Origin of the sequence: Mesorhizobium sp. M0136, from assembly GCF_040322515.1 — a bacterium.
Classification (GTDB): Bacteria; Pseudomonadota; Alphaproteobacteria; order Rhizobiales; family Rhizobiaceae; genus Mesorhizobium.
The window spans coordinates 212,531-237,247 of sequence record NZ_JAMYTP010000007.1 but is presented as its reverse complement, the minus strand read 5'-3'; the positions used below and the strand labels follow the sequence as shown (position 1 = coordinate 237,247).

The window sequence follows — 24,717 nt, the reverse complement described above, 5'->3', positions numbered from 1 at the left end:
TTCCATGGCAATCTGGATCGGCGCGATGTGAGGATTGACGGGCGGGCTCGATGCTGATGAGCGAGGGCCGCCTTCGCATATTGGCGCAGGCATTGGGCGAGTGTTTCAGCCGGCCATGCGGGACACTTCGACAGGCGACACCGCGGCGGGCCCGAACACGTCCTCGAAAGCGGATTTCAGGGCCAGGTCGAGGTCGGCCATGGTCACGGGAAGGCCGAGGTCGACAAGGCTGGTGACGCCGTGGTCCTGGACGCCGCACGGCACGATGCCGCTGAAATGGCTAAGGTCCGGCTCGACATTGATGGCGATGCCGTGAAAGCTCACCCAGCGCCTCAGCCTGATGCCGATGGCGGCGATCTTGTCCTCGGCCGCCGAGCCGTCGGGCAAAGTGGGACGGTCCGGCCGAACCACCCAGACGCCGACGCGGTCCTCGCGGCGTTCGCCGCGTACGTTGAAGGCGGCCAGCGTGCCGATGATCCATTGCTCGAGTGCCGCGACGAAGGCGCGGACATCCTCGCGCCGCCGCTTCAGGTCGAGCATGACGTAGGCGACCCGCTGGCCCGGTCCATGATAGGTGTATTCGCCGCCACGCCCGGCGGCAAAGACCGGGAAGCGGTCCGGCTCGATCAGGTCCTCGACGCGGGCGCTGGTGCCGGCGGTGTAGAGCGGCGGGTGCTCGACCAGCCAGACCATCTCGCCGGCGGCGCCGCTGCGGATTGCCTCGGCGCGCGCCTCCATCACGGCGAGCGCATCGGGATAGGCGGTGAGCCCAGGCTCGATCCGCCATTCGACCGGCGCCGAGCCGGGCAAGGGCAGGAACGACGTGGCGATCTGGCTGCGTTCTGTCATGATATCTCGTCTCGCCACTCATATGGCGGCAATCGGTACAAACGTCCAGTTCCGGCACGTTCGGCCCCTTGAAGAGTTGTGCCGATGTCCGGCCGATTATTGCTAGCCGCGCACTTGTTTCACCGGAAACGATTTGCTACACGCCGCGGGCCGGTTGGTTCCGGCTCCTACCACGTGCGGTCGTGGCGGAATTGGTAGACGCGCAGCGTTGAGGTCGCTGTGGGGCAACCCGTGGAAGTTCGAGTCTTCTCGACCGCACCAATCAGTCTTTTGGCTGTGGAAGTTATTGCGATTTTTCAGGCTTGTCGCACAGCCGTGCAAATACGGCAAAAAGCGCACTGTCACCGTAATTTGTTAATTCGCGTCCTATGCCGTCTGTTCTTTCCCGGACATCTGAGTTCACGGTTGGTGATGGGCATCGCAGCGAAAGCAAGCACCTTTGCGCTTGCCTTGAAGGCATCCTATTCTGGAGGATAGCATCCGCTCGTGGGCATAGAATGTCGGTACTGCCGTTCTTAAGAATTTACGCGCCGCTCAACGCGGTGCTGGCTGCGACTGGGCTTGTGGCGGTGGCTGCGCTCACGACACCGGACATGTCCGGGCGAAGCAGACTGGCTTTGGCTGCCGTGCTCGCGGTCATTTGGGGCATCTATCTCCTGGAATTGGCCGAGAAACTGCTCAGGCGCCGGGCGGGAGACGTTCGGGACAGGACGCCGGCAATCGCCATTGATGCGCTCGCGGTTTTGGTTCCACTCGCCGCATTTCTGCTCGTCGGCACGCCCGACCGGAGCCTCTACTGCGCTGTCTGGCTGCTGAAACCGCTGCGCGATTCAACTTTCTTCCCGCTGCTGGGCAGAATCCTGACCAACGAAGCGCGCAACCTGATCGGCGTCGCCACGGTCTTCGGCATCGTTCTGTTCGGTGTTGCGCTCGCAGCCTATGTGATCGAGCGCGACGTCCAACCGCAAAAGTTCGGCAGCATCCCCCAGGCAATGTGGTGGGCGGTGGTCACGCTGTCCACCACCGGCTATGGCGACGCTATTCCGGAAAGCTTCGCCGGCCGCGTCCTTGCCGGGGCGGTCATGATGAGTGGCATCGGCATCTTCGCGCTCTGGGCTGGCATTCTTGCCACCGGCTTTTATCAAGAAGTCCGTCGCGAGGATTTCGTCCGCAATTGGCAATTGGTCGCCGCCGTGCCGTTGTTTCAGAAGCTCGGCCCGGCCACACTAGTCGAGATCGTGCGCGCATTACGACCTCGCAGCGTGCCGGCAGGCGCTGTGATCTGCCGCAAGGGCGAGACCGGTGATCAGATGTTCTTCGTCGTGGAGGGGCGCGTCAGCGTCGCGACGCCGAACCCGGTGGAGCTGGGCCCTGGCGCCTTCTTCGGCGAGATGGCGCTGATCACCGGCGAACCGCGCTCGGCGACCGTCAGCGCCACAACGGTGGTCTCACTCCTGTCGCTACACTCGGCGGATTTCCAGATGCTGTGCAGCAGCAGCCCGGAGATCGCAGAAATCATTCGCAAAACCGCGCTCGAGCGGCGCGGCGCGGCGCCTAAGGGTTGACCGCACTAGGTGTTTGTCAGGAGGAGGATGCGCTGCCAGGGCGGCCAATTGCCCGCCGACAGTGGCTGGCTGGAACTACATGCTCTGCCGCTGCCGAACCGCCCTCAATACAAATCGCCGCGGAATCGTAGAGAAATGCTTTAGAATCAACGCGGCAGGCGTTGCGGCGCTGCATCTCGACCGCACCATTAAATTCGAAAGCGGAATCTCTTCCTCGTTGAATTCTCGCACGGCGGGGAGCGTCCTTGTCGGGGCACGTGCTTTGTGCCTGATTGCGGTCGCGAGTTTGGCTTATGCGAACTGGCCATCGGCGGGCATGGCCATCCATCGACAAGCGCACATAACTATTCGCGCACCAGGCGTCCGGTCGCCCACCAGATCACCGATACAACAACGATCGATGCGTAGCCGTCCACGGCATAGTGCCAGCCAGTGAACACCGATCCGTACAGGATCAGGGCTGCAAAGGTCCAACCCAGAACGCCAAGCCAGCGATTGATCGATGACAGCAAATAGGCGTTCAATACGGCAAAGGCGACATGCATGCTTGGCATGGCCGAGATGCCGCCGCCAAGACTTGGCCGGCCGCTCTGGTAAGCCTTCAGGAGATATGCCGCGGGTTCCCGCACCATGTAACTATGGTCCAGCCTGTCCAGGGCCGCATTCAATCCGTGGAAGCGATCCACGCCGACAAAGTGGTGGTAGTAAACCGGTCCGACCGATGCCAGCGCCAGGGCCAAGACCGTTCCGAGGATGGACAACGTCAGCGCTGCTGCGCAGAGATAGCGGATGCGGGCAATCTCGTCCGACCAGAGCGACACGAAAAGGATGGTGCCGAACCACTGGTAAAACCAAATGACTTCATAGCTGTTGAAGACGACGGACGACCAATTGTTGCTGTCGAGCTTATGGACGATCTCCCATGGCGGCATCCCGTGCAGCCATTCATCAGCGTCGGCCAACCAGTTGTCGGCATAGTATGGGACGACGGACGGGATGGCGATCTTGTAGGTAGAGAACGCGGTCAAGCTGGCAAAGAAGAACAGCAGCACCAGCAGACAACCACGCCAGCGCCCTTGAGCCAAATCCAGTGCGTAGCGAACCGGTTGCCGCCGGCCATGGATTAGCGCGGCACAGCAGACGCCACCGATAAACAACACCGGGATCCCAACAAGAAATTTGTGAGAATAGATTAAGGCAGACGTATAGAATACTTCCGGGTATAGTGCGGATGCGCCTAAAACATATGTCGCCATGAACAATGAGAGGCGCAATTGCCATATGGCGGAGGGCCTGTAGCGAGAGGCTTCCGTGGTTAGGGCCAAACCAATTTACCCGTTCTTAACGTTTCGCCGGAGAGACACATATACCGATAAGGTAAAAACCTTGCCGCCAGGTTTACTTTTCCCCGGTGGTCGACATTTGCCGCCGGCTCGCATGCGACGGATTGTTTCCCTGTAATCTTGCATCCGCATTTGCTGTCCAAGCCCCTGCGTGAAGGGATTGCCCCGGGGGCTGGAAACCGAACTGGCCGGTGCTTAACGCGGCCTGCCGCCTCCTGTTGACGTATCATAAGTGTTAGCTTATCATAAGTCATGATTTATGATTACGCAGGCATGGTGGCCTTGGCCGATCCGACACGCCGCAAGGTATTCGAGCTCATCGCCGATCGGCCACGCTCGGTCATCGATCTGAAGCGAGTGCTTCCGGTCTCGCAGCCGGCGGTATCGCAGCACCTCAAGGTTTTGAAGGAAGCCCGGCTGGTCCGCGCAGAGCCGAAAGGTGCCAGCAACATCTATCATCTCGACCCGCATGGGCTCGGCGAGATGCGCGCCTGGCTCGACCGCATGTGGGGCGATGCGCTCGACGCCTTCAAACGGGAAGTCGACAACAGCAAGGAGAAGAGGAAATGACGACCATGATCAAGCCCGCGCCGGTCAGGAAGTCGGTGACCGTGGAGGTGCCGCTCGACAAGGCATTCGATGTGTTCACCACAGGATTCGGGCGCTGGTGGCCGGCTTCGCACTCGATCGGCAAATCCGCCCTGACGACCGCGGTGATCGAACCGAAAGCCGGCGGCCGCTGGTACGAGATTGGCGAGGATGGGTCACAATGCGATTGGGGCGACGTTCTCGCCTGGGATCCGCCGTCCAGGCTGACGCTCGCCTGGCGCATTGGAGCCGGCTGGCGCTACGATCCGGCACTGCTGACCGAAGTCGAGATCCGCTTTGTCGCGCTCGGCGAGAACGCGACGCGTGTGGAACTCGAGCACAGGCTTCTGGAGAACATGGGCGAAACCGCAGAGGCGATGCGCGAGGCCTTCGAATCCGAGGGTGGCTGGAGCGGTCTCCTGGACCGCTATGCGGCCGAGGCCAAGCGCCACGCCGCCTGATCGGGAAGCCTTCCATTCCAATACAGCGAGGCCCTCGCACTGTCGGCCTCGCCGTTTTGAATCAGTGTCGATCTCCCCATCTTGTTGACCGGGGCGGGGAGATACGCTGCCCTTTACCTGCCGCCGCGAAGGTTTTGCAGCGCCGCAGGTTTGTAGAACGTCCTCTCCTCCTACCATCCGGTATGCGTTGCGTCGTTTGGACGCGCGAACGGCGCTGTAGCAATTTGCCGTTGCGCATGGTCCTTTCGCAAAATCGATTCCGATTGTCAGGGTCATGCGTTAGACCTGACAGGCACCTTATCCGGAAATCCGATGGCGGGAGGCGCTGGTGGAAGGCCAGGACGAACAGATGACCGGCGCCAGGGCCGTCGAGGAGCGCCGCGCCGACATCTATGACGAGGACGGCGTCATCCTGTCGTCGTTCCTCGCCCAGATCGGGGCCGCGATCGCCGATCGCGATACGCTGACGCTGAAGCGTGAAGTCGACGATCTACACCAGTCGGAACTCGGCCACCTGCTCGAGGCGCTGCACCCCGAACAGCGACGCGCGCTGGTCGAATTGCTGGGCAAGGATTTCGATTTTTCCGCGCTGACCGAGGTCGACGAGGCGATCCGCCGCGACATTGTCGACAGTCTGCCCAATGCGCAGATCGCCCAGGCGGTGCAGGATCTCGATTCCGACGATGCCGTCTACATTCTCGAAGACCTCGACCAGGAGGACCAGGACGAGATCCTGTCGCAACTGCCGTTCACCGAGCGGATCAGGCTGCGGCGCTCGCTCGATTATCCCGAAGAGACCGCCGGCCGCCGCATGCAGACGGAGTTCGTCGCGGTGCCGCCCTTCTGGACGATCGGCCAGACCATCGACTACATGCGCGAGGACAACAACCTTCCAGACCGTTTCAGCCAGATCTTCGTCATCGATCCGAGCTTCAAGCTGCTCGGCGCCATCGACCTCGACCAGATCCTGCGTACCAAGCGCTCGGTCAAGGTCGAAGAGGTCATGCATGAGACCAGGCATGCCATCCCGGCCACAATGGACCAGGAGGAGGCGGCGCGCGAATTCGAACAATACGATCTTCTGTCCGCCGCCGTCGTCGACGAGAACGAGCGGCTGGTCGGCGTGCTGACCATCGACGACGTCGTCGACGTCATCCAGCAGGAGGCCGAGGAAGATCTGCTGCGCATGGGCGGCGTCGGCGACGAAGAACTCTCGGACAGCATCTTTTCGACCTCGCGCTCGCGCGTGCCCTGGCTGCTGGTCAATCTTTTGACGGCTTTCCTGGCGGCTTCGGTAATCGGCCTGTTCGACCGCACCATCGAGCATATCGTGGCGCTGGCGGTGCTGATGCCGATCGTCGCCGGCATGGGCGGCAATGCCGGCTCGCAGACCATGACCGTCACGGTGCGGGCGCTGGCGACCAGGGACCTCGACATCTACAATGCCGGCCGCATCATCCGCCGCGAGATCGGGGTGGGCTTCATCAACGGCATCATCTTCGCCATCCTGATCGGCCTGGTGGCTGCTGCCTGGTTCCACGATCGCAATCTCGGCGGCATCATCGCTGCTGCGATGATCATCAACATGTTCGTGGCGGCTCTGGCGGGCATCCTTATCCCGCTGCTGCTGGACCGCTTCAAGATCGACCCGGCTGTGGCTTCGGCGGTTTTCGTCACCACGGTCACCGATGTCGTCGGTTTCTTTGCCTTTCTCGGGCTCGCCACATGGTGGTTCGGCGTGCGCTGAACGGCACCTCAATTGACTTTTACGTAAATGCCGTGCGAGGCTTTGGAAAGCGCCTTGTCCGCCGATTCTGGTACGCGCCTGAGCGCCGGCGGCGCCGGTCAGTTGGAACTCGCGGCGTGGTCGGGGCATTGGAGTGACGATGCGGGAATATTATTCGATCACGGAACTGACCCGCGAATTCGACGTGTCGACGCGGACGTTGCGCTTCTACGAGGATGAAGGGCTGGTGCAGCCGGTAAGGCGCGGCCGCACCCGGCTGTTCCGTCCGTCGGACCGGCATCTCATCCGCCAGATCATGCGGGGAAAAAGGCTCGGCTTCTCGATCAACGAGATCCGCGAAATCATCCAGATGTACAGGGAGCCGCCCGGCGAGGTCGGCCAACTCAAATTGATGATCAAGCGAATCGAGGAAAAGCGCGAGCATTTGCGCCAGAAACGCCGCGACCTCGAAGAGACCCTGGCCGAACTCGACCAGGCCGAGGAATCCTGCGTCGAGCGGCTGGTGGAACTCGGCGTCACCACATAGGCGCGGTGTCAGCCTCGGCTCAAATCCAGCGCCGCACCCTTTTGGCGTAGTCCCGGTACTTTTTGCCAAATTTGGCGGTCAGCACCTTCTCCTCGCTCTCGATCGTCAGCTTCTGCGTCAGGAACGCCGCGATGACCGCCAGCGGCAGGAACCAGGCGATCCCCGTGACAAACGCGAGGCTGACCAGCAGCAATGTGTTGGCGAGGTAGATCGGGTTGCGGCTGACGGCGAAGGATCCGGTGGTCACCAGATGGTCAGGCACGCCGTTCGGGTTGAGCGTCGTCTTGGCGCGGATCATGGCGCGAATTGCCGTGAACCAGAGCGCGGCAACCGCCACCAATCCCACAAGGCCGGCGGCGAACAGGATGTCGCCGAGAAGATCGCCGATCCACGGCAGCGGATAGAACAGCCCTAGCGCGACGCTGACGATGATGGCGGCGATATAGATCAGCGGCGGCCATGGGATGTGCCCCAGCTTCGGCTGCCCAGGATTTTGCTGCACGGGTTTCGGGTGACTGTCGCTCATTATTGTCCTCCCTCGATTAGCGCGTTCCCGGTTCCGCCGCCTCGGCTTGGGCGGTGCAGGTGCCGGCGAGCTCGCCAATATGCGCCTTCCACTCCAGGGACTGGTCGTTGCTGTAGAGCCGGTCAAGCGAGGCTTCGCCCTGGAGAGTGTCCAGCATGCAGGCACAATAGCTGGAGCAGAACTCGGTGTCGCGTGCCTGCTGGCAGGATATCTGGCAGGATTTCAGAAAACTCACCTCCCTGGTTTCGGCCTGCGCCGGCATGAATTGCGAAAACAGCCAGACCGAGCCGATCAGCACCGGCTGATGGATCAAATAGAAGGCAAGGCTGTGCCGGCCGATGAAGACCAGCGGGTTTGCCCAGCGGCCGGGCGCCAAGGCCGACAGCCGCGTCAGTGCGCCGGAGGTGGCGGCGAGCTTGGTAACCGCGATGCCGGCAAGTACGGCGCCGAACCAGGGCAGCAGCGGAACGTAGTCATTGGAGCGCGGGTTGGTCGCCGACAGGCCGACCCACCACAAAGCCGGATGATCGAAAAGCTCGGATCGCAAGTAGAAAGGCGCGGCGATAACGAGGGCCGCCACGGCAAGCGTCAGCAGCGCCGGCAGCCGCAGGAACGCCAGGCCGAGCAAGCTGGCGAGCGCGATCTCGTGCAATATGCCGAAGAAGATGAAGCCGTCGGGCGTGGCGATGCGGGTGACCAGCGATATTGCGAGCGCTGCCCCGGCAACCATGGCGAAGCGCTTCCAGAAGCCGGTCCAGCGGATTTTTTTGCCATGGGCGAGATAGAGGCTGATGCCGACCAGGAACAGGAAACTCCAGGCGATGCAGCGCGCGTAGATTTTCCACCAGCCGAAGGCGGTGAGGCCGGGATCGGTGTAGCCGAAGAATTCGAGGTCCCAGGTGAAATGATAGCTCGCCATGGCAAGCAATGCGATGCCGCGTGCAATGTCGATAGCGGCGATGCGCTTCGACTTCGGTTGATCCTGAACGGCTGCGCTCGGCGTGTCGATGCTCATTGGTGTCGCTGTCTTGGTTCAGCCCCGGCAAGACGACTATCACGGTTGCCACCGTCAATAGAAGCAGGGCCTTGCGTCGCGTTGGTGACGGTCGGCATCAGGGCTGCTTTAGGCCAGAGCCGGAAAGCCTTTGGCCGGCTTCGTTTTTTGCCGTGAAGGCGTCGGTTTCCTGTTACCCGGCCAGGAATCGCCGCGGCAGATTTGTGCTCCAACCCTGCTTCGGGCGATTCGGCTTCGGGGAACACAATGGCTACCCATGTGCGCCATCCGATCTGGCTTGCGGCCTTGCGGCCGGCGGATGCCCGCACCTTCGCCTCGCTCTATGCGGTCGAATCCTTCGCGCGCGCCACCGTGTCCAGCGTCATCCCGATCCAGGCCTATGAGATACTGCACAACGAGCAGATCGTTTCGATCCTCTACACGATCGTGGCGATGCTCGGCCTGTCGGCGACGCTGTTCATGCCGATGCTGATCGCCCGCTTTGCCCGGCGCTGGGTCTATACCGCCGGCGCCTGCCTGCTGGCCGCCGGCTCGCTGTTCTTCGTCACCCATACGCTGGCCGGCCAGGTGGTCGGCATGCTCTGCCGCGTCGTCGGCGCCGGCGCGCTGGCGATCACGCTCAACCTCTACATCATGGACCATATCCGCAAGACCGATTTCATGCAGGCCGAGTCGCTGCGCATGGCGTGGTCGATGCTTGCCTGGACCGCCGGGCCGACCCTCGGCATTTACCTCTACACGCGTTTCGGCGTCTATGCCGCGCATGGCGCGGTGGCCGTCTTCGCCATGGCTTTGCTGGCGCTGTTCTGGACTTACCGGCTTGGCGATAACCCGTCGATCCGCCCCGGCAAGACGCGGCCGGTCAATCCGCTGGCCAATATCGGCCGCTTCGTCGCGCAGCCAAGGCTGAGGCTGGCCTGGCTGATCGCCTTCGGCCGCTCCTGCTTCTGGACGACGTTCTTCGTCTATGGGCCGCTGTTCATGGTGATCACCGGCGAAGGCAAGCTCGCCGGCGGCCTCTTGGTTTCGGCCGGCAATGCGCTTTTGTTCATGGCAATCTTCTGGGGCAGGGCAGGAAAGCGTTTCGGCGGCCGGCGCACCATGACGTTCGCCTATTTCGCGATGTCGGCAACGCTGCTGGCGGCCGGCGCCGTCGGCGAGGCCGCACCGCTCATCACCGGCGCCTTGCTGCTTTGCGGTGCCTTCTTCACCATCGCGCTGGATGCGCTGGGCTCGACCGCCTTCATGCGCTCGGTGCGCTCGTATGAGCGGGCACAGATGGCGGCGGTCTACCGCACCTATCTCGACTTTTCCGAGCTGACGCCGCCGCTGGTCTATTCCGTGGTGCTGGCGTTCTTCGGCCTGGGCGCGGTTTTCGCGACCCTCGGCCTGCTGGCGGCGATCTGCGGCTTCGTCACCTGGCGCTATCTGCCCAAATCGCTTTGATGTTCGAGCGCCGCATGGCGCGCGCGCACCCAATTGTGGAAGCGGTGCGGTGCCGCATCGAACGCAGGCCGTTCTGTTCGACCGCGCAGATCGCGACGTCTGCGGCGCCAGTTCTCCGGTTTGGCGAGGCGGCGCATTCGCCACACGATCCGGCGGAATTTGGTTTGCCGGGCGCGGCGATTCTGCCTATAGTCGCTGATGTCGTCGGTTCCGTTTGGAACCAAGAGGGAATGCGGTGCGGGCGAAATTGTTTGCCCAATGCCGTGGCTGCCCCCGCAACTGTGTGCGGTAGTCCTCTCCATATGCCACTGAAGGTTCGCCTTCGGGAAGGTGGGGAAGGGCGCTGATCCGCGAGCCAGGAGACCTGCCGGCGACAGGAAACTGACTTCTATGCCCTCGGGTGGAGGGCGAAAGGACAAGACATGAATACCGCTTCCGTTTCGCTCGGCGCTTCCGCCTCCTCGCAGTCGCGTCTCATGCAGCTGGCGCTTGCTGCATTCCTCGGCATTTTCGTCATGGGCTTTGTCGGCTTTTCGCATATCGATGCCGTCCACAATGCCGCGCATGACTATCGCCACTCGATGGGCTTTCCCTGCCACTGACAAGGGGCTGACATCATGACACTGTTTCGCAACGTCGTGTTCATCGCGGCGATCGCAGGGCTTGTGGCCGGCGTCGTTCTCGCCTGCATGCAGGCCTACGCCACCGTGCCGCTCATCCTGAAGGCGGAAGTCTACGAACAGGCCGGCGGCGGCCATGACCATGCCGCGGCACCTGCGGCACCGGCCGAAAACGCAGCGGGCACGATGGCTATGAGCAACGCCGCGCCGGCACCGGCTGAAGCAATGGCTCCGGCTGAAGACGAAGGCTGGGCGCCGGCCGACGGCTTCGAGCGCTTTGGCTTCAGCGTCGTTGCCAATATCGTCACCGGCATTGGCTTCGCACTGGTCCTGGTCGCGGTTTCGGAATTCGCCGGCGGCATCGGCAATTGGCGCCAGGGCCTGTTCTGGGGGCTTGCCGGCTTTGCCGTGTTCACGCTGGCGCCCGGCCTCGGCCTGCCGCCGGAACTGCCGGCGATGCCGGCGGCCGACCTTGTCCAACGCCAGATCTGGTGGTGGGCAACAGTGGTGGCGACAGCGGCCGGTCTCGGCCTTATCGCCTTCCGCAGATCGCTGCCGCTGGCGATTCTTGCCGTGGCGTTGATCGTTGCGCCGCATACTGTCGGCGCGCCTCAGCCCGACAGTTTCGAGACGGCGATTCCGGAAGGCCTGCATCATCAGTTCGTGGTGGCGGTGACGCTGACCAATCTGGTGTTCTGGCTGATGCTCGGTATGGTCGTCGGGCTGGTGCGCGGACGCTTCACCGGCGCGGCAACCAGCCTGCGCGACAGCTTTGCCTGACCGCGCTGCCGGGGCGCTGACCCTGGTCATCGGCGGTGCGCGCTCCGGCAAGAGCGCGCATGCCGAGAGGCTGGTGAGCGCCTGTCCGGCGCCGTGGAGCTATATCGCCACAGCGCAAGCCTATGACGAGGAGATGCGTCAGCGCATCGCGCTGCACCGCTCGCGGCGAGGCGATGGCTGGACGACCATCGAGGCGCCGCTCGACCTTGCCGGCGCGATCGAGGCACTGCCCGACGGCCAGCCGGTGCTGATCGACTGCCTGACGCTGTGGCTGACCAACCACATGCTGGCCGACCATGATGTCGAGGCCGAATGCCGAAGGCTGGCCGATGTGCTGTCGCGGCCGCGCGGCCCGTGGTTCGTGGTGTCCAACGAAATCGGCCAGGGCATCGTGCCGGACAATGCGCTGGCAAGACGGTTTCGCGATGCCGCCGGCCGGCTGAACCAGGACGTCGCGGCGGTCGCCGGCACCGTGCTTTTGATGGTGGCGGGGCTGCCGCTCAAGGTGAAATGACATGGCTGATACTATCGATCCCAAGACCATTGAACAGGGGGACGAGGAACGCCACCGCGCCAAGATGGCCAAGCGCAAGGCGGTGCAGGACGCCGAGGTTGCAGCCAAGACGGTCGAGAAGGGGCTGTTGATCGTCAACACCGGGCCGGGCAAGGGCAAGACCACGGCCGCCTTCGGTCTGGCGCTCAGAATGCTCGGCTACGGCAAGCGCGTCGGCGTCGTCCAGTTCATCAAGGGCAAATGGCACACCGGCGAGAAGGACGCCTTTGCCGCCTTCGGCGACCGTGTCCTCTGGCACGCCATGGGCGAGGGCTTTACGTGGGAGACGCAGGACCTGAAACGCGACATCGCGGCGGCCGAGGCCGCCTGGGCGAAGGCGCTCGAGCTGATGGCCGAGCCGTCGATCAGCCTGGTGGTGCTCGACGAGTTGAACATCGCGCTGCGTTACGACTATCTCGACCTCGAAAAGGTGGTCGCGGCGCTGAAGTCACGCCGCGAAGGCCTGCATATCGTCGTCACCGGCCGCAACGCCAAGCCGGCACTGGTCGAGGCGGCCGACCTGGTCACCGAGATGGCCGTGACCAAGCACCACTTCTCCGCCGGCGTGAAGGCGCAGCAGGGGATTGAGTTCTGAGGGGTGTTGCTGGTTTGTCAAGGTCAGCGCTGCCCCTCATCGCCTGCCGGCGACTTCTCCCCGTGAAGGACGGGGAGAAGGAGCTAGCCGCAACGCTGGCGATCTCCCTCTCCCTGTCTTTTCACGGGGAGGTAAGGCTGAGGGGCAGCGCCGACCTGAACCGATTATTTGAGGCGTTGCCCTATTTTGTTCTTGCTTTGTACCGGCAGCTATGCTACTAATTCCGCTATGGTGCTAATTGGCTCCAACGACCCGCCGCTTGGCGGGTTTTTTGTTTGCGCTCGATCTCGAGCGCAGGTCACGCCAAGATAACAACCACTGCGACCACCCCGAACAGCGCAATCAGCAGCAAGTCGGCGACCTGGTAGAGTTTCAGCGCCCGTCGGACGTCGGTGCTCTCGACATCGTCGCGGCGGCCGCCCTCGCCCATCAACGCGTCTTCGACCATCACGCCGTCGTAGGAACGGGGGCCGGCGAGCGCCAGGCCGAGCGCGCCGGCCATCGCTGCCTCCGGCCAGCCGGCATTGGGCGAGCGGTGTTTTTTCGCATCGCGCCGCACGGCGTGCCAGGCGGCTTTGGCGTCGGCGCCCTTGACCAGGAAAGCCGCAAGCACGATCAGCAGCGCCGTCAGTCGCGACGCCGGCAGGTTGATCCAGTCGTCGAAGCGCGCAGCCGCCCAGCCGAAGGCTTCGTGGCGCGGAGTGCGGTGGCCGATCATCGAATCGGCGGTGTTTGCGGCCTTGTAGGCGACGCCGCCGGCGAGCCCGCCAATACCGATCCAGAAGGCCGGCGCGACGACACCGTCGGAGAAATTCTCGGCAAGACTTTCGATCGCTGCGCGGCAGACAGCGGCCCTGTCGAGCTTTTCCGGATCGCGGCCGACGATCCTGGAGACGGCGATGCGGCCCATGTCCAGTCCGCCGCTGTCGAGTGCGTCGGCCACCGCTTCGACGTGCTCGGCCAGGCTCTTCTGCGACAGCAGCGACGTCGCCAGGATTGCGGTGATCAACAAGCCGAGGGGAATGCTCCAAAGCATGGCTTCGATCCAGAAGGCGAGGGCGGCCGGCACCAGCACGATCACCAGCAGCGCGACGACGCCCCGGCGGCGACGGTCGGCGTCGGAATCAGTGGCGCGGTTGAGCCTGCGGTCGAGAAAGGATATCAGCCTGCCGAACCAGGTGACGGGATGGCCAATGGCATCGAAGAGCCGGGCCGGGTAGCCGAGTACAAGTTCGATGGCCAGCGACAGGAAAGTGATCAGGATCGACATGAAGTCTCTTGATGGGGTAACGGCGGCAGTGGACCACGGCGGAAGCCTTGGCCGGGCGAGGGCGCTTTTCCCTCACGCGCCGCTGCCTTTCGTCGACCTCTCGACCGGGATCAATCCGCACTCCTACCCGCTTTTCGATTTGCCCGCCACCGCCCTGTCGCGATTGCCGGAAACGGCGCGCAGCCGCGACTTGGCTGAACTCGCGGCAAGCGCCTATGGCGCGCCGTCGGCGGCGAACGTCGCGGCGGCGCCCGGCACGCAGATCCTGTTGCCGCGCGTCGCTTCGCTGGTCAGCCCGGGCAAGGCGCTGGTGCTCGGGCCGACTTATGCCGAGCATCGGCGGGCAGCAGCGATCGCCGGCCACACGGCGGCTGAAGTCGATAATTTCGAAGCCCTGGCGGCGGCCAACCTTGCGATCGTCGTCAATCCAAACAACCCGGACGGGCGCGTCGTCGAGCGCGAAAGATTGCTTCGACTTGCCGGGACATTACGCGCCAGAGGCGGGCTGCTGGTCGTCGACGAGGCCTTCATGGATGTCGGCCCGCGCAGCGAGAGCCTGGCCGGCGACGTCGACCAGGGCGGCATCGTTGTGCTGCGCTCGTTCGGCAAGTTCTTCGGCCTGGCCGGCCTGCGGCTTGGGTTTGCATTGGCCGACGCGCTGATGGTCGAGCGGCTGGAGGCGCAATTCGGGCCATGGGCGATTGCCGGGCCGGCGCTCGAATATGGCATAAGGGCGCTTGCCGACACCGGCTGGCAGGCCGGGATGCGGCGCCGTCTGGCCGAGGACGCCGCACGGCTCGACACGCTGTTCGGCCGCTTCGGCGTGCCTGTCGCCGGTGGCACCACGCTGTTCCGCTATCTCAGGCTGGCGAACGCTGCCGGCCTGTTTTCGGCGCTTGGCCAGCGCGGCATCCTGCTTCGGCATTTCGCCGGCCGGCCGGATGTGCTGCGCGCCGGCCTGCCGGGAGCCGACGAAGAATGGCGGCGGCTCGAATCGGCGCTTGCCGGCTGGGCCTCGCGGCGCGACGATGATGCCAAGGGAGAAACGACCCAATGATCCATGTCTGCTCGCTGTCCAAAGTCGAGGAAACGGTGACGAAGACCGGCGCCGGGCGGCTGCTTTCGCTGCTCGCCGCCGGAACGGAGGTGGTGCGACCGGCCTCGATCACCAGGGAAAACCATCTGCATCTGGTCATGCACGACATTGCGGTGGCGCAGGAGGGCATGACCATGCCGGGCGAGGAGCACGTTGTGACCCTGCTCGATTTCGCCCGCCAATGGGACCGCTCGCGGCCGCTGGTGGTGCATTGCTATGCCGGCATCAGCCGCTCGACCGCCTCGGCCTATATCATCGCGGCAGCGCTGGCGCCGAAGCGCGACGAGGCCGAGTTGGCCGAGACTCTGCGCAGGCTGTCGCCGACGGCGACACCCAATCCGCGGCTGATCGCGATCGCCGACACGCTGCTCGATCGCAGGGGCCGGATGATCGAAGCGATCCAGGCGATCGGGCGCGGCGCGGATGCTTTCGAAGGCACACCGTTCGAATTGAAAATCTGAGCCTAAAAACAAATTCCAGGAAAGTGCGCAGGAGTTCTAGGACACGGCCAAGGGGCGAATGATGATCGGGAGAATTTTGGCCATCGTTGTTGGCGTGGTCTGCGCGACAGGCAGCGCCATGGCCGCGTCCATGCCGGCTCTCAAGTCGATCGACCTGGCAGCGCTCCAAGCCACTGTCAAGGGTTTGGCCAAGGAACTTATGCTGCCCGGTGCCATGGTTTTGCTCAAGACTCCGCGGGGCAACCTCGTCTTCGGCTACGGTACGACTGAACTGGGTGCCACGAACTCGCCGCGCGCCGATACCCACTTCCGTGCGGCCTCGAACACCAAGACGATGACCGCCGCTGTTATCGTGCAACTGGTGCAGGAAGGGAAACTGAGCTTTGCCGATCTGATCTCAAAATACGTCCAGCGCGTTCCCAACGGCGACGAGATAACCATTCGGCAGCTCATAACAATGCGGAGCGGCCTCCCTAACTTCACAAATGCGCCGGAACTTGCCGAAAGCCTGGATAGGTATCCTTACAGGGTATGGACCGCCGATGAAGTACTCGGCATGGCGTTCAAACGGCCGCCGGACTTCGCGCCGGGTGCCGAATTCGAGTACAACAACACCAACTACTATCTGCTCGGCCTTGTTGCCGAGAAGATCGACGGCAAGCCGCTCTCGACCATCTTCCGGGACCGCTTGTTCGGGCCGCTCGGCATGAAGAACACGGCGTTGCCGCCGAGCACGTCGAACGCCATCCCCGAACCATACTCAAACGGTTACCTCTACGGCAGTACGTCGTACGCCCTGGCTGATGCGCCCTATCCGGACGACCTCCAGGCTGCGGCCAGGGCCGGAACGCTCAAGCCCAACGACGACACATGGCAGAACCCGTCCGCCTACTTTGCGGCTGGCGGAGTCATCTCCACCGCCGATGACCTCGCGACCTGGATGCGCGCGCTGGTCGGGGGCAAGCTCTTCAATGCCGACTTCCAGCGGCAGTGGCTTGCAAGCCCTGTGGCGCCGGAGCCGGGCGAACCCGCCATGCAAAAATACGGCTATGGCATCCTAACGCTGACCTTCGGGCCTAACGTAATCTACTATCACGAAGGCGAGATGCCCGGTTACCAGTCCTTCATGGGCTACGATCCGGCCAATGACGTCACCCTGGTCATATGGACCAACCTGACTCTCGCGCTCGACGGCCAGGCGACCGCCAACACCTTGATGGTGAAGATACTGGACGAAATCTACACGGTGTCGCCGCTTCAAGAGGGGAAGTGAGGATCCTCGCGCGAATGGAATCGCCCCTCGTGAGCGAGGCCTGAGCTGGTGGGATCGAACACCTACGCCAGCCAATCCGCCAGCTTGGCCTTGCGCATGTCCCTAACCAAGCCGATGAAGCCGTCGGCCTGATGCTCGGCGGTGAGCCGGCCTTTTTCGGCGGTGGCAATGCTGGCGTCGCCGACCACGCCATTCGGGTTGAGATCGCTGGCGATCCAGGCGAAGGCGTGCGTTCCGGTGTGGCGCAGCAGCGAAAATTCCTTTTCGGCGCGGGCAACCTTGGACACGAAATTGTCGGCCTTGGCCATATCGACGAGGTCGGACCGGAAATGCAGCATCAGCGAGGTCTCGACGTCGCCGCCATGAATGCCGTGGCGGCCTTCGAGATCGGTGTACATACCGGCCGGCCGGCCAAAGCGCTGCCAGCTGGTCTTCACCGCCAGCATCTTTGCCCGCACACGCAATTCGCGGGTGACGATGCCCATGATCTCTTCATTGCCGCCATGCGAGTTGACGACAATCAGTTTTCGGACGCCGGCGCGCGCGACCGACAGGCCGAGTTCGGTCCATGCCTCGACCAAGGTCGTCGCCGGCAGGGTGAGGGTGCCGGGCGCATGCAGGTGCTCGTTCGACTTGCCTACCGCCTGCACCGGCAGGATGCGGATGTCGAGATCGCCGGGCAGGCGGGCGATCACCGTTTCCAGCATACCGTTCATGATCGAGGTGTCGGTCGAAACCGGCAGATGCGGCCCGTGCTGCTCGATCGCTGCCAGCGGCAGAACGGCAATGGTCGCCTCAGGATCGATGGTCGCGTATTCGGTGGTCCGGTAGTCACCCCACCATACGCGCTTTTTTGTTCCGGCCATTTTGAACCTCGAAGAGACTGAATGGGCGTTTGCGCTGCCCCTCACCCTTAGCCTCTGCCCGTGAAGGACGGGGAAGAGGGGGATCGCCAGCGTTCCGGCTCGCTCTTCTCCCCGTCACTACACAGGGAGAAGGTGCCGGCACGCGGATGAGGGGCCGCGCCAACCTTTGTCGTGTAACTTGAGATCATCGGCCTGTCGATTCCAGCCGCTGGCCAGCGCTGCTCAACCCGCCGCGATGACCTCGATCTCGACCTTGAATTCCGGCCGGGCAAAACCTGAAACGATCATCAGCGTCGAGGCCGGCGCAGGGCTGGCGAACAGCCGGTCGCGAACCTCCATATAGGGGCGCAGGAAGGCGCGGTCGGTGACGTAGGCGTTGATGCGGACGATGTCGGACAGGCTGAGCCCGGCCTCGCCGAGAATCGCCGATATGTTCTGGAAACAGAGCTCGGCCTGTGCGCCGGCGTCTTCCGGGATCTGGTCGTCCGCTGTGATCGCGACCTGGCCCGAACACAGCACCAGCCGCTTGTCGGGCGGCAGCTCGACGCCGTGGCTGTAGCGGGCGAAGGGCGGCTTGATCGACTTCGGCGTGAGAAATTTGAACATGGCAATCTCCGTTCACGGCAGCCTATCGCATCGGCCCGAAAATCGAGATCGATTTTCGGAAAGCACGATGCGACAGGATACGAAGTTTTAGAGCGTACTTTGTGCGTCCAAGTGGACGCACGTCGCTCTAATGCGGGATCGATGCGGGCATCAAGATGACGGTGCATGTCACGAGTGCGATTGTGGACAGGCGATCAAAAAATAGGCACGATGCCTTTCGTACAGCATGACCCGTCCGGCCTTCGCGCCGCCATTGCACAGGCGGGCATTGCACAAGCGGGCGGTCCCGGCGCAACGCGCCGGTGGCATGTGTCTTGCTTCTTGAAACAATGGTGTCGAGCCCGCCGCGTAACGCGCCGGAGCGAACAAAGGGTGGTGTGGATGTACGGAAAACTGAAGATTTCGGCCGGCGCGATCGTGCTGCTTGGCGCAGGCACGCTTGCTGCGGCAGCGAACGAAAAAGTCACCTTCGGCACCAATTGGCTGGCCGAGCCGGAGCATGGCGGTTACTACCAGGCGGTGGCGGATGGCACCTATGCGGCCTGCGGCATCGACGTGACGATCATGCAGGGCGGCCCACAGGTCAGCGGCCGGCCGCTGCTGCTGGCCGGCAAGATCGATTTCTACATGGGCGGCAATTTGCTGTCGGCCTTCGATGCCGTGCAGCAAGGCATACCGATGCGCGTCGTCGCCGCCGACTTCCAGAAGGACCCGCAGGTCATCATGTCCCATCCCGGCCAGGGGCTGGACAAATGGGAAGACCTGAAGAACGCCGACCAGTACATCCTCGGCGACGAAGGTGCGCAGACCTTCTTCCAGTGGATGGTCACCGACCTTGGGTTCGATGCCGCCAAGCGCGTGCCATACACCTTCAACCCTGCGCCGTTCATCGCCAACAAGAAGTCGATCCAGCAGGGTTACGTCACCTCGGAGCCATTCGCCGTTCAGAAGCAGGGCGGTTTCACGCCGAACCAGTTCCTGCTGGCCGACTATGGCTGGGACACATATGCAACGACGGTCGAGACCATGCAGGAGACGATCGACAAGCGGCCCGAGGTGGTCCAGTGCTTCGTCGATGGTTCGGCCAAGGGCTGGTACAATTATCTCTACGGCGACAACAAGGCCGCCAACGAAATGATCAAGAAGGAAAATCCGGACATGACGGATGAGCAGATCGCCTTCTCGATCGAGCAGTTGAAGAAGTTCGGGGTGGTCGATTCCGGCGACAGCGAAAAGCTTGGCATCGGCGCCATGACCGACGCGCGCATCCAGAGTTTTTACGACAAGATGGTCAAGGCGAAGGTCGCGCTGGCGGGCATCGACATCAAGAAGGCCTACACGCTTTCCTTCGTCAACAAGGGCGTCGGGCTCGACCTGAAGAAGTAGACCGTGAAGCTGGAGAAAGTGGCGCAACAGCCAGGAAGTGTACCGGGGCCGACGCTGTTGGCGCTGCGTGGCGTCGGCAAGGTTTTTTCCAACGGCGTCACCGCGCTCAGCAATGTCGAGCTGACGATCCGGGAAGGCGATTTCCTCAGCCTGCTCGGCCCGTCCGGCTGCGGCAAATCGACGGCGCTGCGGCTGATTGCCGGCCTGTCGACGCCGACCTCGGGCCTGCTCGACTGGCGCGGCAGCGGCGCCCGCGATCGTTCGAATATCGGCGACCGCTCGAATATCGGCTTCGTCTTCCAGGAGCCGACGCTGCTGCCCTGGGCCGACGTCTTCGACAATGTCTGGCTGCCGCTGCGGCTGAAGGGCGTGTCGCGGGCCAAGGCGGCACCGACGGTGATGGAGATGCTGGCGCGGGTTCACCTGACCGGCTTCGAGAAGGCGGTGCCGCGCGAACTGTCGGGCGGCATGAAGATGCGCGTCTCGATCGCCCGCGCCATGGTGACCAAGCCGCGGATTCTGTTGATGGACGAGCCGTTCGCGGCACTCGACGAGATCACCCGCTTCAAGCTCAACAATGACCTTCTGGAGCTATGGCAGGATGAGCGTTTCACCGTCGTTTTCGTCACCCACAGCGTCTTCGAAAGCGTTTTCCTCTCCAACCGTGTCGTCGTCATGGCGGCGCGGCCGGGCCGAGTGTTCGCGGAGCTTGCCGTCGACGCGCCCTATCCGCGCGACGAGGCGTTTCGCACCTCGCCCGACTATGCCGCGCTCTGCCGCCAGGCATCCGACGTGCTGATCGGCGCCATCAACTCAACTGCCGGACCGCATCATGACGGCCATTGAAGAACCAGTCCTGGCGCTCGACCCGGAGGAGGCGCGCCGCGTCCGCCAGGAGCGCTTCGAGCGCATCGGCAGATGGCTGCTGCCGCTGGCCATCATGATCCTGGCGATCTGGCTGTGGGACCGTGTCTGCGTCTGGAACGACATCCCGAAATACATCCTGCCGCGTCCCGGCGTGGTACTGCAGACGTTGCATGACGATGCCGGGCTGCTGTTCTCCTCGCTGCTGGTGACACTCAGGATCACCTTCTTGAGCCTGCTTCTCGCCGTCATCGGCGGCGTCGGGCTGGCGGTGCTGTTCGCTCAGTCGAAATGGGTGGAGATGTCGTTCTTTCCGTTCGCCATCGTGCTCCAGGTGACGCCGATCGTCGCGATCTTTCCGCTGATCAACATCTATGTCGACAACCAGACGACAAAGCTTTTGCTTTGCGCCTGGATCGTCGCCTTCTTCCCAATCCTCTCCAACACCACGCTCGGCCTCAATTCGGTCGACCGCAATCTGCGCGACATGTTCAAGCTCAACGGTGCGACCCGCTGGCAGCAGTTGCGCTACCTGCGGCTGCCGGCGGCGATGCCTTATTTCCTCGGCGGGCTGAAGATCGCCGGCGGGCTGTCGCTGATCGGCGCGGTGGTGGCCGAGTTCGTCGCCGGCGCCACCGGCCAGTCGTCCGGCCTCGCCTCGCGCATCATCGAGGCCGGCTACCGGCTCAACGCGCCAAGGCTGTTCGCCGCGCTGATCCTGATCTCGCTCACCGGCATCCTGATCTTCCTGGTGCTGTCGCTTGTATCGCATCTCATTTTGCGGCGCTGGCACGAGAGCGCATTGAGGCAGGAGCGGTAGGCATGGTCGGCGCCGTTACCCCCCTCGGTCCTGCCGGACATCTCCCCCTCATGGGGGGAGATTGGACCTCATTCCGGATTTCGCCAATTACTGACGTGGCAAGGCGTGTGCCCCGGTTGAAGCTGCCGATCTCCCCCCTTGAGGGGGAGATGTCCGGCAGGACAGAGGGGAGTGCGGCTTGATACCAGCCTCTGGTCCTTATCATCTTGCAAACGTTCGTGTTCATCAGTCGCTGACGCCAGGGCTTGCCGCAGCATTCGATGCCGACGGCTTTGCGCTTACGGATATCGCCGTCGCCAATGGAAAAATCTCCAGCATTGCAGCACATCAGCGATCCAACACGCCAGCAGGCGCCACCGATCTCGGCGGCCGGATCGTCTTGCCCTGCTTCGTCGACTGCCACACCCATATCGACAAGGGCCATATCTGGCCTCGAAAGCCCAACCCGGACGGCACCTTCATGGGCGCGCTGAACGCAACGGGCGCCGACCGGGCGGCGCGCTGGAGCGCCGACGACGTTGCCCGCCGCATGGATTTTTCGCTGCGCTCGGCCTATGCGCATGGCACCAGGGCGCTGCGCACGCATCTCGACAGCGTTGCGCCGCAGGAAGAGATCTCCTGGCCGGTGTTCGAGACGATGCGGGATAAATGGCGCGGCCGCATCGAGCTGCAGGCGGCCTGCCTGCTCGGCATCGAGGGCGTGCGCGACAGGAAATGGTTCGAGAGGCTGGCCAAGCGAGTGGCTGCGGCCAACGGCGTGCTCGGCGTCGTCACCTATATGGTGCCGGATCTCGAAGAACTGCTCGACCAGGTATTTGCGCAGGCGATCAAGCACGGCCTCGACCTCGATTTCCATGCCGACGAGACCGACGATATCGCGGCGATCTCGTTGAAGAAAATCGCCGAAGCCGCCCTTTGGAACGGTTTCGAGGGGAACATCCTGGTCGGCCATTGCTGCTCGCTGGCGCGCCAGCCCGATCTCGACGTGCTCGACACGCTAGACAAGGTCGCCAAGGCCGGCTTGGCGGTGGTGTCGCTGCCGATGTGCAATCTCTATCTGCAGGACCGGCGCGGCGACAACACCACGCCGCGCTGGCGCGGGGTGACGTTGCTGCACGAGATGAAGGCGCGCGGCATTGCCGTGGCCGTCGCCTCCGACAATACGCGCGACCCGTTCTACGCCTATGGCGATCTCGACATGCTTGAGGTTTACCGGATGGCGACGCGCATCCTGCATCTCGACCATCCCGTCGCCGACTGGCCGCAAGCGGTGACTTCGACGCCGGCCAAGGTGATGCGGCTCGACGGTTTCGGCACGCTTGCCGCCGGAGCGCCGGCCGATTTCGTCGTCTTCAAGGGGCGGAGCTGGACGGAATTGCTGTCACGGCCCGAATCGGATCGCATCGTTGTACGCGACGGCCTGGCGATCGAGCGCCAGTTGCCCGATTATGCCGAACTCGATGATCTGATGGTGGAATGATGGATATTGCGGCGCTCAAGCGCGACCTGCACGGTTTGAAGATCGACGACCATCCGGCGATCGTCCAGCAGAAGAGCCGCGACTTCTACTGGTACAGCCCGGTGCTGAAGCAGCAGCTCGATCACGTCACCGGCGACCTGATCGTGACGCCGAAAACCGAAGACGAGGTCGTCCGCATTCTCGCCGCCTGTCACCGGCATGGCGTGCCGGTGACGCCGCGCGGCAGCGGTACCGGGAACTACGGCCAAGCGATGCCCTTGTCCGGCGGCGTCGTGCTCAATCTCGCCGAGATGAACGCGGTCAAGACGATCGCCCCCGGCCGTGTCGTCACTGGCCCCGGCGCCGTGCTCGCCGACATCGACAGAGCGACGCGGGCGCATTCCGGCCAGGAGCTCCGCATGTCGCCGTCGACCTACAACACGGCATCGATCGGCGGCTTCGTCGCCGGCGGCTCCGGCGGTATCGGCTCGATCCGCTGGGGCGGACTGCGCGATCTCGGCAATGTCATCCGGCTGAGGACCGTGACGATGGAGGCTGAGCCGCGTGTCATGGAGCTCACCGGCGAGGACGTGCTGAAGGTGATGCATGCCTACGGCACCAACGGCATCATCACCGAAGTCGAGATGCCGCTGACCGCCAGCTATGACTGGATCGACGTCATCGTCGGCTTCGACGATTTCATGGATGCGGCCGGCTTCGGCAACGACCTCGCCATCCAGGACGGCATACTGGCGAAACTGATCACGCCGATCGCAGCACCGATCCCCTACGATTATTTCAAGCGCCACCAGCGGTTTTTCCGGCGCGGCCAAAGCATCGTCGTCCTGATGATCGCACCGCATGCAATGGATGCCTTCCTCGCCTTCACGGCGCGCAGCAAGGGCGAGATTGTCTTCCGCGCCGACAAGGAGGCCGATCTCAAAGGGTTGCCGCCGGCCTATGAGCTGACCTGGAACCACACGACGCTGCGTGCCATCCGGGTCGATCCGACGATCACCTACCTGCAGACCCGCTACCCTTCGCCGGACCACCTCGGCCACGTCAAGGCGATGGTCGATCGCTTCGGCGACGAGGTGCCGGCGCATCTCGAATTCATCCGCTTCGACGGCGCCATCGGCATCGCAGGGCTGCCGCTGGTGCGTTTCACCACGGCGGAGCGGCTCGACGAGATCATCCGCATCCACGAGGACAATGGCTGCTGGATCTTCAACCCGCACCGCTACACGCTGGAAGAAGGCGGCATGAAGCGCACCGACGAGGTGCAGCTCGCCTTCAAGCGCGAAACCGACCCGCAAGGGCTGCTCAATCCGGGCAAGATGATCGCCTGGGAAAACCCGGACTATGATTATCGCTCGGGCAAGTCGTTCCTTTTCAAGGGGCTGGAGAACGCGGGTTGAACGTCCTCGTCCTCTACGCTCATCCGGTGGAGACCAGCTTCAATGCCGGCCTGCACCGGACCATCGTCGAGCGCCTGAAGTCGGCCGGCCATGTGGTCGACGACTGCGACCTCTATGCCGAGAATTTCGATCCCAGGCTGACGCGCGCCGAACGGATGTCCTATCACGACGAACGCAGCGACGGCGATCCGGCGTCGCCTTATGTCGAGCGCTTGCTGCGGGCCGAGGCGCTAGTGCTGTCGTTTCCGGTGTGGAACTTCGGCTATCCGGCCATTCTGAAGGGCTTTTTCGATCGCGTCTTCCTGCCCGGCGTGTCGTTCAAGCTGGTCGCCGGCAAGGTGCAGCCGTCACTGCACAATATTCGCAAGGTGGTCGCGGTCACGACCTATGGCGGCAGCCGGTTCCGAGCCATGCTGATGGGTGACCCGCCGCGCAAGCTGGTCAATCGGGTGCTGCGTGCGACGATCAAGCCCGGCGGGTCGGTTTCCTACCTTGCGCATTACTCGATGAACCTGTCGACCGAGGGTAGTCGGACGAGGTTCGTGGCGAAAGTCGCGGCCAGGATCGACGCGTTCTGAGGTGCG

Annotated in this window: 26 protein-coding genes, 1 tRNA gene and 1 riboswitch; of the genes, 20 read left to right on the top strand and 7 right to left on the bottom strand. The window is 63.3% G+C overall.

Annotation, left to right across the window (positions count from 1 at the left end):
* Positions 1-105: 105 nt before the first annotated feature.
* Positions 106-849: a lipoyl(octanoyl) transferase LipB gene (gene lipB, locus NKJ35_RS11345; RefSeq protein ID WP_352647000.1), complete on the bottom strand. Its 744-nt coding sequence runs from the start codon at positions 847-849 to the stop codon at positions 106-108.
* Positions 850-1,025: 176 nt separating this feature from the next.
* Between lipB and NKJ35_RS11340 the strand changes: the two genes are divergently transcribed.
* Both NKJ35_RS11340 and NKJ35_RS11335 read left to right on the top strand, forming a co-directional pair.
* Positions 1,026-1,110: transfer RNA gene (locus tag NKJ35_RS11340), tRNA-Leu, on the top strand.
* A 236-nt stretch (positions 1,111-1,346) separates the two neighbouring features.
* On the top strand, positions 1,347-2,414 hold the full coding sequence (locus NKJ35_RS11335) for a cyclic nucleotide-gated potassium channel (protein WP_352646997.1): 1,068 nt from the start codon (positions 1,347-1,349) through the stop codon (positions 2,412-2,414).
* A gap of 344 nt (positions 2,415-2,758) precedes the next feature.
* Here the strand turns inward: NKJ35_RS11335 and NKJ35_RS11330 are convergent, their stop codons facing one another.
* Entirely contained in the window at positions 2,759-3,574 is an 816-nt protein-coding gene (locus NKJ35_RS11330; RefSeq protein ID WP_352646995.1) for a phosphatase PAP2 family protein, read from the bottom strand.
* Positions 3,575-4,009: 435 nt separating this feature from the next.
* Between NKJ35_RS11330 and NKJ35_RS11325 the strand changes: the two genes are divergently transcribed.
* The 4 genes from NKJ35_RS11325 to NKJ35_RS11310 all read left to right on the top strand — a co-directional run bounded on the left by NKJ35_RS11325 (position 4,010) and on the right by NKJ35_RS11310 (position 7,079).
* Positions 4,010-4,327 carry an ArsR/SmtB family transcription factor gene (locus NKJ35_RS11325; protein ID WP_352646994.1) on the top strand — a complete coding sequence of 106 codons (318 nt, stop codon included), beginning with the start codon at positions 4,010-4,012 and terminating at the stop codon, positions 4,325-4,327.
* On the top strand, positions 4,324-4,806 hold the full coding sequence (locus tag NKJ35_RS11320; protein ID WP_352646991.1) for an SRPBCC family protein: 483 nt from the start codon (positions 4,324-4,326) through the stop codon (positions 4,804-4,806). The genes NKJ35_RS11325 and NKJ35_RS11320 overlap by 4 nt, the downstream gene beginning before the upstream one ends.
* 349 nt (positions 4,807-5,155) lie before the next feature.
* Positions 5,156-6,553 carry a magnesium transporter gene (mgtE, locus tag NKJ35_RS11315; RefSeq protein ID WP_302895619.1) on the top strand — a complete coding sequence of 466 codons (1,398 nt, stop codon included), beginning with the start codon at positions 5,156-5,158 and terminating at the stop codon, positions 6,551-6,553.
* Positions 6,554-6,692: 139 nt separating this feature from the next.
* Positions 6,693-7,079, top strand: coding sequence for a MerR family transcriptional regulator (locus NKJ35_RS11310; RefSeq protein ID WP_254818129.1), 387 nt, complete (start codon positions 6,693-6,695; stop codon positions 7,077-7,079).
* Positions 7,080-7,098: 19 nt separating this feature from the next.
* Here NKJ35_RS11310 and NKJ35_RS11305 read toward each other — a convergent pair whose 3' ends face one another.
* A complete protein-coding gene (locus NKJ35_RS11305) occupies positions 7,099-7,605 on the bottom strand; it encodes a methyltransferase family protein (RefSeq protein ID WP_352646988.1) in 507 nt (168 codons plus the stop codon).
* 16 nt (positions 7,606-7,621) lie between these two features.
* Positions 7,622-8,620: a heparan-alpha-glucosaminide N-acetyltransferase gene (locus NKJ35_RS11300; RefSeq protein WP_352646986.1), complete on the bottom strand. Its 999-nt coding sequence runs from the start codon at positions 8,618-8,620 to the stop codon at positions 7,622-7,624.
* Positions 8,621-8,866: 246 nt separating this feature from the next.
* Here NKJ35_RS11300 and NKJ35_RS11295 point away from each other — a divergent pair, with 246 nt between their 5' ends.
* The 5 genes from NKJ35_RS11295 to cobO all read left to right on the top strand — a co-directional run bounded on the left by NKJ35_RS11295 (position 8,867) and on the right by cobO (position 12,614).
* The gene (locus tag NKJ35_RS11295) at positions 8,867-10,066 is read left to right on the top strand and encodes an MFS transporter (RefSeq protein WP_352646983.1); all 1,200 of its coding nucleotides are present in this window, start codon (positions 8,867-8,869) and stop codon (positions 10,064-10,066) included.
* A 188-nt stretch (positions 10,067-10,254) separates the two neighbouring features.
* A riboswitch (cobalamin riboswitch) is annotated at positions 10,255-10,452 on the top strand.
* Positions 10,453-10,488: 36 nt separating this feature from the next.
* On the top strand, positions 10,489-10,668 hold the full coding sequence (locus NKJ35_RS11290) for a CbtB domain-containing protein (RefSeq protein ID WP_023676561.1): 180 nt from the start codon (positions 10,489-10,491) through the stop codon (positions 10,666-10,668).
* Between the two features lie 15 nt (positions 10,669-10,683).
* Positions 10,684-11,466 carry a CbtA family protein gene (locus NKJ35_RS11285; protein ID WP_352646981.1) on the top strand — a complete coding sequence of 261 codons (783 nt, stop codon included), beginning with the start codon at positions 10,684-10,686 and terminating at the stop codon, positions 11,464-11,466.
* The gene (gene cobU, locus NKJ35_RS11280) at positions 11,459-11,980 is read left to right on the top strand and encodes a bifunctional adenosylcobinamide kinase/adenosylcobinamide-phosphate guanylyltransferase (protein ID WP_352646979.1); all 522 of its coding nucleotides are present in this window, start codon (positions 11,459-11,461) and stop codon (positions 11,978-11,980) included. The genes NKJ35_RS11285 and cobU overlap by 8 nt, the downstream gene beginning before the upstream one ends.
* A 1-nt stretch (position 11,981) precedes the next feature.
* Entirely contained in the window at positions 11,982-12,614 is a 633-nt protein-coding gene (gene cobO, locus NKJ35_RS11275) for a cob(I)yrinic acid a,c-diamide adenosyltransferase (protein ID WP_352477569.1), read from the top strand.
* A 298-nt stretch (positions 12,615-12,912) separates the two neighbouring features.
* On the opposite strand, the gene cbiB is transcribed toward cobO, so the two are convergent.
* Complete coding sequence (cbiB, locus tag NKJ35_RS11270) at positions 12,913-13,884, bottom strand: adenosylcobinamide-phosphate synthase CbiB (protein ID WP_352646977.1); 972 nt, start codon at positions 13,882-13,884, stop codon at positions 12,913-12,915.
* Between cbiB and cobD the strand changes: the two genes are divergently transcribed.
* The 3 genes from cobD (at position 13,883) to NKJ35_RS11255 (ending at position 16,714) form a co-directional block, all read left to right on the top strand.
* Positions 13,883-14,941, top strand: coding sequence for a threonine-phosphate decarboxylase CobD (cobD, locus tag NKJ35_RS11265; protein WP_352646975.1), 1,059 nt, complete (start codon positions 13,883-13,885; stop codon positions 14,939-14,941). The two genes, cbiB and cobD, sit on opposite strands and share 2 nt — an antisense overlap.
* Positions 14,938-15,441 (top strand): tyrosine phosphatase family protein, encoded by a 504-nt coding sequence (locus NKJ35_RS11260; protein WP_352646973.1) that lies wholly within the window; start codon positions 14,938-14,940, stop codon positions 15,439-15,441. Before cobD ends, NKJ35_RS11260 begins: the two co-directional genes overlap by 4 nt.
* A gap of 76 nt (positions 15,442-15,517) precedes the next feature.
* On the top strand, positions 15,518-16,714 hold the full coding sequence (locus NKJ35_RS11255; RefSeq protein WP_352646971.1) for a serine hydrolase domain-containing protein: 1,197 nt from the start codon (positions 15,518-15,520) through the stop codon (positions 16,712-16,714).
* A 62-nt stretch (positions 16,715-16,776) separates the two neighbouring features.
* Here NKJ35_RS11255 and NKJ35_RS11250 read toward each other — a convergent pair whose 3' ends face one another.
* Both NKJ35_RS11250 and NKJ35_RS11245 read right to left on the bottom strand, forming a co-directional pair.
* Positions 16,777-17,580 carry a creatininase family protein gene (locus NKJ35_RS11250; RefSeq protein WP_352646969.1) on the bottom strand — a complete coding sequence of 268 codons (804 nt, stop codon included), beginning with the start codon at positions 17,578-17,580 and terminating at the stop codon, positions 16,777-16,779.
* A gap of 222 nt (positions 17,581-17,802) precedes the next feature.
* Positions 17,803-18,186, bottom strand: a complete 384-nt coding sequence (locus tag NKJ35_RS11245) for a RidA family protein (protein WP_352646967.1) — start codon at positions 18,184-18,186, stop codon at positions 17,803-17,805.
* A 381-nt stretch (positions 18,187-18,567) separates the two neighbouring features.
* Between NKJ35_RS11245 and NKJ35_RS11240 the strand changes: the two genes are divergently transcribed.
* From NKJ35_RS11240 to NKJ35_RS11215, 6 genes are all read left to right on the top strand, one after another.
* Complete coding sequence (locus tag NKJ35_RS11240) at positions 18,568-19,572, top strand: ABC transporter substrate-binding protein (protein WP_352646965.1); 1,005 nt, start codon at positions 18,568-18,570, stop codon at positions 19,570-19,572.
* Positions 19,573-19,575: 3 nt separating this feature from the next.
* Positions 19,576-20,418, top strand: a complete 843-nt coding sequence (locus NKJ35_RS11235; RefSeq protein ID WP_352646963.1) for an ABC transporter ATP-binding protein — start codon at positions 19,576-19,578, stop codon at positions 20,416-20,418.
* On the top strand, positions 20,405-21,256 hold the full coding sequence (locus tag NKJ35_RS11230) for an ABC transporter permease (protein ID WP_254818144.1): 852 nt from the start codon (positions 20,405-20,407) through the stop codon (positions 21,254-21,256). The genes NKJ35_RS11235 and NKJ35_RS11230 overlap by 14 nt, the downstream gene beginning before the upstream one ends.
* A gap of 178 nt (positions 21,257-21,434) precedes the next feature.
* The gene (locus NKJ35_RS11225; protein WP_352646960.1) at positions 21,435-22,736 is read left to right on the top strand and encodes a cytosine deaminase; all 1,302 of its coding nucleotides are present in this window, start codon (positions 21,435-21,437) and stop codon (positions 22,734-22,736) included.
* A complete protein-coding gene (locus NKJ35_RS11220) occupies positions 22,733-24,133 on the top strand; it encodes an FAD-binding oxidoreductase (protein ID WP_502894201.1) in 1,401 nt (466 codons plus the stop codon). The genes NKJ35_RS11225 and NKJ35_RS11220 overlap by 4 nt, the downstream gene beginning before the upstream one ends.
* A complete protein-coding gene (locus tag NKJ35_RS11215; RefSeq protein ID WP_352646958.1) occupies positions 24,130-24,711 on the top strand; it encodes an NAD(P)H-dependent oxidoreductase in 582 nt (193 codons plus the stop codon). The genes NKJ35_RS11220 and NKJ35_RS11215 overlap by 4 nt, the downstream gene beginning before the upstream one ends.
* Positions 24,712-24,717 lie beyond the last annotated feature (6 nt).